The sequence below is a fragment of the Pseudomonas brassicacearum genome (assembly GCF_003732225.1).
In the GTDB taxonomy this organism is placed as follows: domain Bacteria; phylum Pseudomonadota; class Gammaproteobacteria; order Pseudomonadales; family Pseudomonadaceae; genus Aquipseudomonas; species Aquipseudomonas brassicacearum_E.
This window is the reverse complement of sequence record NZ_MOBJ01000006.1, coordinates 696647-707154: the sequence shown is the minus strand read 5'-3', so window position 1 is coordinate 707154 and position 10508 is coordinate 696647. Positions and strand designations below refer to the sequence as shown.

11 protein-coding genes are annotated in these 10508 nt (G+C 57.7%); 9 read left to right on the top strand and 2 right to left on the bottom strand.

The annotated features are described in order from the left end of the window. Positions 1 to 31: 31 nt before the first annotated feature. Entirely contained in the window at positions 32 to 193 is a 162-nt protein-coding gene (locus BK659_RS27735) for a hypothetical protein (protein ID WP_185015308.1), read from the bottom strand. Positions 194 to 268: 75 nt separating this feature from the next. Here BK659_RS27735 and BK659_RS09950 point away from each other — a divergent pair, with 75 nt between their 5' ends. After that, a complete protein-coding gene (locus tag BK659_RS09950; protein WP_148050428.1) occupies positions 269 to 697 on the top strand; it encodes a hypothetical protein in 429 nt (142 codons plus the stop codon). 319 nt (positions 698 to 1016) lie between these two features. Then, positions 1017 to 1202, top strand: coding sequence for a hypothetical protein (locus tag BK659_RS09945; RefSeq protein WP_123424876.1), 186 nt, complete (start codon positions 1017 to 1019; stop codon positions 1200 to 1202). 64 nt (positions 1203 to 1266) lie between these two features. Here the strand turns inward: BK659_RS09945 and BK659_RS09940 are convergent, their stop codons facing one another. Next, on the bottom strand, positions 1267 to 2019 hold the full coding sequence (locus tag BK659_RS09940) for a carbonic anhydrase (RefSeq protein WP_123424875.1): 753 nt from the start codon (positions 2017 to 2019) through the stop codon (positions 1267 to 1269). A gap of 241 nt (positions 2020 to 2260) precedes the next feature. On the opposite strand from BK659_RS09940, the gene BK659_RS09935 reads away from it, so the two are divergent. The 7 genes from BK659_RS09935 to BK659_RS09900 all read left to right on the top strand — a co-directional run bounded on the left by BK659_RS09935 (position 2261) and on the right by BK659_RS09900 (position 10444). Continuing rightward, positions 2261 to 2503 carry a DUF1652 domain-containing protein gene (locus BK659_RS09935; RefSeq protein ID WP_123424874.1) on the top strand — a complete coding sequence of 81 codons (243 nt, stop codon included), beginning with the start codon at positions 2261 to 2263 and terminating at the stop codon, positions 2501 to 2503. 353 nt (positions 2504 to 2856) lie between these two features. Continuing rightward, on the top strand, positions 2857 to 3087 hold the full coding sequence (locus tag BK659_RS09930) for a hypothetical protein (protein WP_123424873.1): 231 nt from the start codon (positions 2857 to 2859) through the stop codon (positions 3085 to 3087). 776 nt (positions 3088 to 3863) lie between these two features. Then, positions 3864 to 4559 carry an alpha/beta hydrolase gene (locus BK659_RS09920; RefSeq protein ID WP_123424871.1) on the top strand — a complete coding sequence of 232 codons (696 nt, stop codon included), beginning with the start codon at positions 3864 to 3866 and terminating at the stop codon, positions 4557 to 4559. A 298-nt stretch (positions 4560 to 4857) separates the two neighbouring features. Further along, positions 4858 to 7689 (top strand): xanthine dehydrogenase family protein molybdopterin-binding subunit, encoded by a 2832-nt coding sequence (locus BK659_RS09915; protein WP_123424870.1) that lies wholly within the window; start codon positions 4858 to 4860, stop codon positions 7687 to 7689. Beyond that, the gene (locus BK659_RS09910) at positions 7682 to 8221 is read left to right on the top strand and encodes a (2Fe-2S)-binding protein (RefSeq protein ID WP_123424869.1); all 540 of its coding nucleotides are present in this window, start codon (positions 7682 to 7684) and stop codon (positions 8219 to 8221) included. Before BK659_RS09915 ends, BK659_RS09910 begins: the two co-directional genes overlap by 8 nt. Positions 8222 to 8223: 2 nt before the next feature. Then, positions 8224 to 9471 (top strand): c-type cytochrome, encoded by a 1248-nt coding sequence (locus tag BK659_RS09905; protein WP_123424868.1) that lies wholly within the window; start codon positions 8224 to 8226, stop codon positions 9469 to 9471. A gap of 1 nt (position 9472) precedes the next feature. Continuing rightward, the gene (locus tag BK659_RS09900) at positions 9473 to 10444 is read left to right on the top strand and encodes an XdhC family protein (protein ID WP_123424867.1); all 972 of its coding nucleotides are present in this window, start codon (positions 9473 to 9475) and stop codon (positions 10442 to 10444) included. Positions 10445 to 10508: the final 64 nt, after the last annotated feature.

The following is a 10508-nucleotide window of genomic DNA, read 5'->3' as shown; positions in this document are numbered from 1 at the left end:
TTTCTAGGAAGCCCGGCGTGGACTCAAATGCTTAAGTGAACAGCATTACGGCATAGCGCTGGGCTTTTTCATTTTTGGGGTGTATGGGCTGCGGGCTGAGCCAGGTATCGACAAGAATATTTTCTGGCCAGCCACCACAGCGGACAAGGCCCTCATCCCCGACATCTATACTGTTTGTCATGCGTTCATTCATGGGGTCACGATCCTGGTGCATATCCAATTCACTCGGTGATGATGAAGTATTGGCATAGTTCTGCGAGGGCTCGACATGCGGATTCTGATAGCTATTGCAGCCTTTGTATTGATTTCAGGGTGCATGACCTCACCGGTTCCAGCAGAAAAAGCAGCTCGGGTTCCAAGTGATCGGGTCTTTGCGTTTCAGCAACCCATCGCGGGAGAAAGCGGAACGATTTTTGTGACGCGTGATGGTGGCTTGCTGGGTTCGGCCTGCTACATCGGTATTTACGTGAACGGTGATTTTGTCGCGAGGATGGGGCCTGGTGAAGGAGCAAGATTTTTCACTAAGCCTGGGGAAGTCTTTGTAGGTGCAGGAGAAGATCTGAAGGGTAACGGCCTGTGCTCGATAGGTATTTCCTTGCGTGAGGTCGTAACGACCATGGATGCCGGCGAGGTAAAACGTTTTCGGATTTACGGTGATGCGAGCGAGGGCATTTCAATAGCTCCAAGCTCTCGCTGAGCTACAGCCTTGAAAAATGTGTGGTTATTTAAGGGGTTAGGTGATTTTTTGTGTGAAAACAAGATGTAAATATCTTGTTACATGTTGGGTGATGAGCTATTATCGCATCCGTGTTCACCTACCACGGTTTACGCATTTTTAAGCCCCAAGCGTCCATCAGCTGCTTGGGCTTTTTTTTGCCTGAAATTTGTCCTTCGTGGAATGGTCTTTCAGCGTCTCCGGAAGCCTCTCACGCGCACTTTTCTAACGACTCGTCTTTGAACATTGGTCGTTTCGCAACCTCTAATGCGTATCGACGTAGGGCGTACGGAGGTGAGCCATGAAAATCCATCTGCACTTACCGGGTGCTAAAAAACCGGTTCAGCCGATCCTTTCGGATGAAGCGCAACAGGACAGCGACGAGCTACAGGAAAATAATCCGAAAGAGTGGAAGGATGTTCAAAGCACGGTTGATAACGAGCTTGAAAAATTGCACGACAAAGCCAGGCCCCTTACTTCACGGTAAACAGGCGCGAGTCTGCGGGTATCAAAAGATGCATCGCACCGCTGGGTGAGATGCATCTTCCACATCAGGCGATGAGATCTACTTTGCCACTGGCCAGTCGATAGATGCCGCCGACGACTTTCAGCGTGCCCTTATTGAGCGCTTCCATCAGTACGGGTGAGGCATTCTTGAGGTTCTTGATCGAGTCTCTGACGTTTTGCACGGTCGCGTTCTCGAGTAGATCTCCCGGATCCTTGATCACCTTCTCGATAGCGGGCCTGAGTGCATCAGTCAGTTTCTGGATTTGGCCAGGGAAAACCGCATGGTCCTTTACTGCCTTGATGCCGGCAGTGAGGGCACCGCAACTTTCATGCCCCAACACCAGAATCAGTGGTGCGCCGAGCACCAGGACCGAATATTCCAGGCTTGCCAAGCCTTCCTCGGTGACGAAGTTGCCCGCGACACGCACCGCAAAAAGATCGCCGCGAGCCGTGTCAAACGCGTACTCGGGGGCGATGCGCGAATCAGCACAACTCAATACCGCCACGAACGGGTTCTGGCCAGAGACCAGGGCTTCACGCTCGGACTTGAAGTCATGTGTCTTGGAGGTGCCGCTGATGTACCGCTTATTGCCCGCGATGAGTCGTTGAAGGGCCGCATCCGGGCTGATCGAGTTTTGTGGTTTTGGAGGAGGGGCCTTTTTCTCGGCGGCCTGGACGATGCTGTCAGGCAGCGCACCGGCAAGCAGCAGGGCACCGGCGCCTATTCCTGCAAGCCGGAGAAATCGACGACGACTCTCTGCATCTGGCGCAGGGTTTGAATCACATGATTCACACATAGTCTTGTGTACTCAGGGTTTGGGTGGGAGTGGCTTGCTATCAAGGGCAGATTCTTGCCTGTATCTCCAGCACTTCTTCGTTGGAGTCTAGATGCTTTGTAAAAGCCTGTTGCGGGCTTCGCGGCATTACGACGTGCGAAACACATAGCACTTTGAGGTTAATTCGTTCGCGTTCGCCGTGGTCAGCTAACCTGTAACGATCAGGCAACACTCCCATACACAATCCCACGGACGGAATGCCATGTTTCCTCTTCTTCAGCTTTGCCAGATTGTGGAGTCCGGTTTCCCTCCACTCTCGTGCACCTGCACGGTGAATCCCGACGGATCGTTGAGGATCGAAATTGTCGAGCCAGAATCCGGACGCGTTGAATTACTGATCACCGGCGTATCGACCGCGAAGCTCACCAGTGCACGGGAAGTATCCAACTTTATCGGCGAGCTGCGGACTGAGATGAAAGCCGGGCGCAGAGCATTCGCCGGCTGATGCAGTGATTATGTTCGGTATATAAAACAATAGTTTATGGTATAAAGCTTATGAGAATCCTTGCAAATATGTCGGGCTTCGGGTCCTGAATCACAGTCATTCAGGCCGACGAGATGCAAGTCGTCATGATCGCTGATGCGCTTGTAACCTGGCCGAGTTGATGGCTGTTTTCGCTGTACCTGAGTAGGCACGCGCCTGGAGAGCAATCGGGTGGCAGGTTTGATTGGCCGATGGCGCGGGGTACTGAATCCGGGAGTTGCATCAAGTGCACGAGAGGGTTATGAAGTCTTGTGCAGTCATACCGATTTTCAGAGCGTCGCATCGTGTGAAGCGCCGACGCGGAGGGAATTGCCATGTTACTCAACAAACCCGAACACGAACTGCGCAGCGATTTCCAGAATCTTGCGTCTGATTTGCGATGGTCGGCGGTGGCGCTCAAAGGAATTGCCGAGCGGCTGAGGCAGACCGGTAATGAGGTCGACGCCGAGGCACTGCTGAAAACGTGTCAAGTGCTGGAGACCGCCGAAGATCGGCTTGCAACCTACGCGGATGAAGTGAAAGCACACCGAATCAGCCTTAAATGAGCATCGCTCACTCTGTCTGCTCCTCGGGCCTCGTAATTTCAAGGCCCTGGCTTGCTGCATGCTTTTAGATTTGACGGAACGATGGAGATTTCCAGGCGTCCAAAATGAGGTCGCCGGAACACAGTAGGGAGAGGTGTCAAGTTGAAAGCAAGGTTATCAAGTCTGGCCGTTGTCACATTAATGGCACTCGGCGGAATCTCGTTGCTGTTCGTAGTCAAGTACTGCATCGAGTACTTCGAAGGGCCCATTGCCGAGTCCTGGATTGATCTCGCACTCGTTCTGGCAGCCTATGTACTGTTTTTTCTGCTTGAGCCCTTACACAAGTGGTTGAGGAAAAAATGGAGTAAAGGTGCGAGGCAAAAAGAAAGACAACGTGAAGGTGAGGGTGTCAGATAAGGCGATGGTTTCAACCGCTTGATACACAGGCTTTGGTCCAGATGTCTGGAATCGCGAGATTTCCGTAACGCTGACAACCCTTTCACGAACTCTTCACCCTAACCTGCCTAGATTGACCTCACTCCTTTGAAATATCCCCTTTAAGCCCGCCCGCATGCGGGCTTTTTTTCGAGCTGAAGAATGTCCGCTCGTCGATCACTCCCCCAGATCCCAAGCGGTGCTGAAGGGCGCCAAGGGATAACTTTGTAGACGAACTGATAGCGTCGTGCTAATCCAAGTGGTGGCAAACGCGCAGCAATGGGCGTATTGCGCCACATCATGAAGGCCTGCGCCGAGTGAGAGTGGCGGTTACTCAACTCTACGAAACCGGGAGCGATCTGATGAGCGACAAACCCACGATTTTGTTGGTACACGGCTTTTGGGGAGGCGCAGCGCACTGGAACAGGGTCATCGCGGAGCTGCTTCGAAGGGGCTATGCCTCTATTCGCGCCGTTGAACTGCCGCTGACCTCACTGGCCGACGATGCGGAACGCACGCGCAAGATGATTGCGCAACAACCGGGACCGGTCTTGCTGGTGGGCCACTCTTATGGCGGTGCGGTCATTACCGAGGCGGGCGATCAACCGAATGTGGTCGGCCTGGTGTATATCGCCGCGTTTGCCCCCGATGCTGGCGAGAGCCCGGGCGGTATCACTCAAGAGCATCTGCCTGTTGCGGCGCGGAACCTTGTACCCGATAGCGACGGTTATTTGTGGGTCGATCCGAAGCTCTATCACCAAAGCTTCTGCCAAGACCTGCCGGAGAATGAGGGGCTGGTGATGGGCATCACGCAGAAGGCACCTCTGGCCAGTACCTTTGGCGACACGATTACCGCGCCGGCCTGGAAGAACAAGCCCTCGTGGTATCAGATCTCCAGTGACGACCGAATGATCGCCCCCGAAAACCAACAGCGGATGTCCGCGCGGCTCGGCGCCAGAAAGGTGATCACCCTGAAGGCAAGCCATGCATCACTGGCTTCGATGCCGGTTGAAGTCGCTGGATTGATCGATGAAGCAGCGGCGGCCGTGACGAAGTAGCGACTACCGAAAATACTGAACCCCGCCATCGTGCGGGGTTTTTTATGCCCATGAAAAGATCCGGGAACGCTGTGCATCTTTAAACCCGCGTAAAGAGCCCCCTCTTTCAACGAGGGAAAACCACCTTCGAACTACTATTACTTTTGCCGAGGCCTGACAAATTCGATAAAGTTAACCATTAGGTCAGCTTTTCGGCTTTTCAGCCCTTCGCATCGCCAGGAAGGGCTCCTGAGACCAAAGATTTTCCAGTACACCATAACGACATGGGCGGAATTCATAACCGTCCAGAGGATGATCCATGTCCAACCGTGATATATCCCGGCGCTCCTTCCTGCAGGGCGGGTTGATTGCTGGTGTCAGCGTGACGCTGACCCCGCTCAGCTCCCAGGCGTTGGCTGCCTTGATGGAAAACAGCGTGACCGTGCCGTCCGAGCAATGGCTCGGCAACAACGGCAAGGCCCGCATGCGCAACGACTCATTGTCCAAGGTCTGCGGTAGCAAGGTATTTGCTCGCGACATCCGCGCCAAGGACATGCCGGGCTGGCCGCAACAACAGGGCCACGCGATGCTGCTCAAAACCATTCGCGCTGACCGCATTTATGACGGTTTCGACCTGTCGTTGCTGGGTCCCGAGTTGCAGCCTGATCGCATCGTCACCAGCGAGGACCTGGACAAGGACGGCATTGTCTTCCCTGAAGACCATGCGCCCGATCCACTGCTGCCGACCGGCAAGGTGCCGATGTTCATCGGCCATCCGGTGGCGATCCTGATCTGGAACGACTTCGAGCGTTTCCGCCAGGCCAAGAACAAGCTCAAGTTCAACGACAAAGCGATCCGCTACGGCGCCGAGGCTCCGTTTTACACGCGCGATCCTTATGGCAGTTTCCGTTACGTGCGGGTCGGCGGGGCAACCTCAGCGGATGAAGACGAGTTCGCCAGCCTGAAGGACTCGATCCTGTTCCCGATGATTCGCGAACGGCGTCCAGTGTGGAACGCCCAGCCAAACCTGCATGGCAACCTGACCGAGCGCGGCCTGTTTTATGCCGACCGCATGCAGCAGCAACTGGAAACCCCGCCAGAAGGCTGGATGGTCTTCGACGAACGCTACAAGACGCCGTCGATTGAACCGGCCGCAATGGAGCCGGACAACGGCAACGGTTGGTACGACCCGGCGACCAAAACCCTGCATTTTGTCGTCGCCACCCAGTGCCCGTTGGAGGCCGCAACTGAAACCGCGAAGATGATCGCGCCGTCGCGTTTCGGCTTGAGCACGCTGAACATGCACCCTGGCTACACCGTTGGCTACGGTTCCAAAGACCACAATATTTTTGTCTACTACGCAGCCCTGGCAGCGTTGTATGGCGCCGGTGTGCCGGTGCGTCTGGCCAACGACCGTTACGAGCAATTCCAGAGCGGCATCAAGCGTCATCCGTTCGACATCCGTTACCAGTTGGCCGTCGACAAACAGGATCACACCTTCAAGATTTTCCGTGCGGACATGTCCATCGACGGCGGTGGCCGAATCAACTACAGCCCTTCGGTGGCAGCGGTTGGTGCGACGGCTGCGCAGTCGATTTACTACATGCCGCAGAACGACCTGCAAGTGACCGCGTACCACTCGCGCGGCGTTGAAGCCGGCTCCATGCGTGGCTACGGCACCCTGCAAAGCATGGCCGCCACCGAGATGATGGTGGATGAAATCGCTGATCGTCTGGGTATCGACGCCATCGACCTGCGCAAGAAAAACGCGCTGCTGTCCGGTATGAAAAACACCCAGGGCGCAGTGCCGGCAGGTGCGTTGCGCCTGCATGAAATTCTTGAGAAGGCAGCTGATAACGAGCTCTGGAAAAACCGTCACGCGCTGAAAAAACAAGAGGACGCCAAGGACCCGGATAGCTGGTACGGCATTGGTTTTGCCATTTGCCAGAAAGACTTCGGCACCGGTTCCGAAGCACCGATGGCGAGCGTCGAGTTCACCGCTGACGGCCATATCACGCTGCGCCACATCGGCATCGAGATCGGTACCGGCATGTCCACTTCCCAGGCCTTGGTGGTCGCCGATTTCCTCGGCAACCCGGCCAGTGAAGTGAAGACCGGTGAAACCGAATGGAAAGAGCTGCAATTGACCAGCAGCGGCAACCCGTACCTCATGAGCCAGGCCGAGCAGGACACGCTGCTGCGTAACCCGCGTTGGGTCGGCAAGATTGCCTCGGCGTCGTCGGCGACCAACTCGGCATACTACTTCAGCCACGCCACCCGTGAAGCCGCGCGCGTGCTGTTCAACCACGGTCTGTGGCCAGCGGCCGTCGAAATCTGGCGTCAAGGCCCGTTCGGTGGCCAGGCCAACCCTTACGTGGTGCGCCGCGAAGACGCGCATTGGGTGGACGGCAAACTGACCGCCAACGGCATGGAACCGCTGCCATTCGCCGTGTTGGCCAAACGTGCCCATGAGCGCGGCCTGGTGACCGGCGCGACCGTGCACGGTTTCAATCGCTGGAGCTGGGCTGAGGCCGAATACAGCATCAATGGCGTGCGCGAGCGTCTGCCACTCGACGGTCTCGCCGTGAAGTATGGCGACGGCGCACCGAGCGCGATAAAGGCACAGATGAGCAGCGCCGGTTTCCACCTGCTGGATCGGCAGAACATTGCGTACCCGGCGACCCAGTTGAACAACGCGGCGGTGACGTATTACAGCCCCGTGGCCACGCTGGTCGAATTGAAAGTGAATAAAGGTTCGAGCGAGGTGCAAGTCCTCAACCATCACTCCTGGCTCGAATGCGGCCGGGTGCTGGTGCCGGAACTGGTCAAGGGCCAGCTCGAAGGCGGGATCGCCATGGGCATCGGTCACGCGCTGCTGGAAGAAATGCCGCTGTACGAAGGTGGACCGGGGGAGGGTGACTGGAACTTCAACCGTTATCGTTTGCCGCGCGCCAAGGACGTTGCGGTGTGGAAGCAGACCTCGGAAATCCTCCCGCCATTGTCGCCAAGCGATCCGTCCAAGGGCATCGCCGAGGTGGTGATGATTCCGGTGGTGGGCGCCATCGCCAATGCCGTGGCCCACGCTATCGGCAAACGGGTCCGTGACCTGCCTATCACGCCAGCACGCATCAAGGAGGCCCTCAATGGCTAACCGTCCGCTTCAAATGACCCTCAATGGTCAATCTGTCGGTCCCGTCGAGGTCCCTGATGATCTGCCGATGATCGACTACCTGCACGAATACCGAAACCTCACCGGCTCGCGCCTGGGCTGCGGCCAGGGTATTTGTCACGCCTGTGTGGTGATTGTCGACAACCCCGACGGCACCAGCGAAGAAGTACGCACCTGCATCACCGGCGCGCATTACTTCGAGGGCAAGAAAATCCGCACCATCGAAGGTCACGCAGTTCGCGATGACAGCGGCAAGGTCACTGAACTGAACCCGATCCAGCAACGTTTCGTCGACGAGTTCGCCTTCCAGTGCAGCTATTGCGCCCCGGGCTTCGTCAACGCCGCGACCGTGCTGGTGGAAAAACTCCAGCGTCAGCCGATCAGGAAAAGTCAGCTGGAAGCGGTGATCGAGGACAGCCTCGGCCACCACATCTGCCGCTGCACCGGCTACGTGCGCTATTACAGCGCCACGCGCAACGTGCTGACCGATCTCGGCCTGGTCAAGGAGGGTTAAGCATGAAGCGACTACTCTCCGGCCTTGGCGCTGCGGTCGGTCTGGCCGTTTCGCTGATGGCGATCCAGCAGGCCCAGGCCGCCGATCAGCAACAGGTCAAGCGCGGCGAATACCTGGCGCGGGCGGCGGACTGCATGGCTTGCCATACCGCACCCGGTGGCGCGCCTTATGCGGGCGGGCTGCCGATCATGTCACCGTTCGGCACCATCTACGGCACCAACATCACCCCGGACAAGGATCACGGCATTGGTCTGTACAGCGACGCTGAGTTCTTTGCCGCGCTGACCGAAGGCAAGCGTCGTGACGGCGCCAACCTGTATCCGGCGATGCCGTACACCTCGTATCACTTGATGCCGCGTGAAGACTCCGACGCGATCCACGCGTACCTGCAGACGGTCGCGCCGATCAACCGTGCCGCCCCGGTCACCCGCCTGAGCTTCCCGTTCAACGTGCGTCCGGGGTTGATGGGCTGGAACATGCTCTACGGCAAGGACGTGAAACTGGCGTCGGCGATCGGCAAAAGTGAAGACTGGAAACGCGGCCAGTACCTGGTCGATGTACTCGGTCATTGCGGTGAGTGCCACACGCCGCGCGGTTTGCCCGGTGCGATGCAGCAAGACAAACGGATGACCGGCGGCCTGCTCAATGGCTACCTGGCGCCAGGCTTGCTCGCCAACGATCTGGCGGCACGTGGCTGGACGCATCAGGACCTGAGCTCTTTCCTCAAGCACGGCATGAGCGCTCAAGGTACGATGTTCAACGAGATGTTCCCGGTGTTCCATAACAGCACCCAGAATCTCAATGACCCGGACCTGACGGCCATGGCAACTTTCCTGCTCGGCGACCCGCCACCCCAGGCGAAAGTGTTGACCGAGGTACCGTTGGCGAAAATGACCGAGAGCGCCCAGCGCGGCCATCAGGATTACCTGAACGTTTGCGCCGGTTGCCATGGCGCCAACGGCGAAGGCAAGCCGCACATCGCGGTGGCGATGCAAGGCAACACCACGTTGCGTCTGGAAGATCCGCGCAACCTGTTGCGGGTGATCACAGACGGGATTGGCGAACAGCAGTTTGCCGGTTTCGAGCGGATGCAGCCGATGCCGGGTTTTGCCGACAAGTTGAGCCATCAACAAACGACCGACCTGATCAACTACTTGCGTCAGGCCTGGGGCGGTCAACCGGCTGATCTGCCGATCAGTCAGATCGAGCAGTTGAAGGCGGACACTCCCGCTGAGCACAAGGCGTACTGATATGCAGCATCTTGACCTGCAAGTGGTTCGGCGAGCATTGGCCTGGTCCAGCGCCGGTCAGCGTGTGTGGCTCTGCAGCGTGCTCAGCACCTACGGTTCGGCGCCCCGTGCGCCGGGCTCGATGCTGGCGGTCAACGACAGCGGCCATTGGATTGGTTCGCTGTCGGGCGGCTGTGTCGAAGACGACTTTCTTGAGCGCATGGCTGAAGGGGCCTTTCAAGACGCCGTTTCGGTGGTGCGTTACGGCGAAGGCGATGACCCGCGCTCCCAGGTGAAACTGCCCTGCGGCGGGTTGCTCGACGTGCTGGTGGAAAAGCTTGAGCCGGACTGTGAGGTGCAAGCCCATCTGCGTGAGCTGGAGTCCGCATTGCTCGGCCAGCGTCGCTTGATTCGTGAAGTGAATCTGGCCAGCGGCGCACGCAGTTTGCTGGTTGACCGTGAACACGGGCCGCGCATCGAACGAGAAATCGATCGGGTGCGGGTGCGCGTCGGTGCGGCCCAGCGACTGCTGCTCGCCGGTTACTCCAGCGTGGCGCAGGCGTGTGCCGAGTTTGCGGTTGGCCTGGGTTTCGAGGTGATTCTGTGTGATCCGCGTGATGAGGTCCTCGAAGGGGTGGTCCTTGAGAACGTGGAGATTCGTCGTGAACTGCCGTCGATGTTCATCGCCGACGGTGGCTGTCACAGCGATACGGCGGTGGTGGCGCTGACACACGATCCGCGCATCGATGACCTGGCCATGATGGAAGCGGTGCGCACCGAGGCGTTTTACATCGGTGTGATGGGTTCGATGCAAACCTCGCAAAAGCGCTTCGAGCGTTTACGCCGTATCGGTGGATTGGGTGAGGCTGAGCTGGCACGTATTCACGCGCCGATCGGGCTTAATCTGGGCAGCAAGACGCCGGCGGAAATCGCCTTGGCGGTGCTCGCCGATATTCTGCGTATTCGCAGCGGTATTGCGCGGGATCGGCTCTGAAAAACGCCGTGTCGGGGTGGCGCCGATCCTGAGCGAGTCCCGGCTTGAACTGGCTTGAGCGTAC

What these genes read in the sequence shown, in the direction of transcription:
- BK659_RS27735 (WP_185015308.1), bottom strand. Translation starts at nt 193, where the DNA reads ATGAATGAACGCATGACAAACAGTATAGATGTCGGGGATGAGGGCCTT.
- BK659_RS09950 (WP_148050428.1), top strand. Translation starts at nt 269, where the DNA reads ATGCGGATTCTGATAGCTATTGCAGCCTTTGTATTGATTTCAGGGTGC.
- BK659_RS09945 (WP_123424876.1), top strand. Translation starts at nt 1,017, where the DNA reads ATGAAAATCCATCTGCACTTACCGGGTGCTAAAAAACCGGTTCAGCCG.
- BK659_RS09940 (WP_123424875.1), bottom strand. Translation starts at nt 2,019, where the DNA reads ATGTGTGAATCATGTGATTCAAACCCTGCGCCAGATGCAGAGAGTCGT.
- BK659_RS09935 (WP_123424874.1), top strand. Translation starts at nt 2,261, where the DNA reads ATGTTTCCTCTTCTTCAGCTTTGCCAGATTGTGGAGTCCGGTTTCCCT.
- BK659_RS09930 (WP_123424873.1), top strand. Translation starts at nt 2,857, where the DNA reads ATGTTACTCAACAAACCCGAACACGAACTGCGCAGCGATTTCCAGAAT.
- BK659_RS09920 (WP_123424871.1), top strand. Translation starts at nt 3,864, where the DNA reads ATGAGCGACAAACCCACGATTTTGTTGGTACACGGCTTTTGGGGAGGC.
- BK659_RS09915 (WP_123424870.1), top strand. Translation starts at nt 4,858, where the DNA reads ATGTCCAACCGTGATATATCCCGGCGCTCCTTCCTGCAGGGCGGGTTG.
- BK659_RS09910 (WP_123424869.1), top strand. Translation starts at nt 7,682, where the DNA reads ATGGCTAACCGTCCGCTTCAAATGACCCTCAATGGTCAATCTGTCGGT.
- BK659_RS09905 (WP_123424868.1), top strand. Translation starts at nt 8,224, where the DNA reads ATGAAGCGACTACTCTCCGGCCTTGGCGCTGCGGTCGGTCTGGCCGTT.
- BK659_RS09900 (WP_123424867.1), top strand. Translation starts at nt 9,473, where the DNA reads ATGCAGCATCTTGACCTGCAAGTGGTTCGGCGAGCATTGGCCTGGTCC.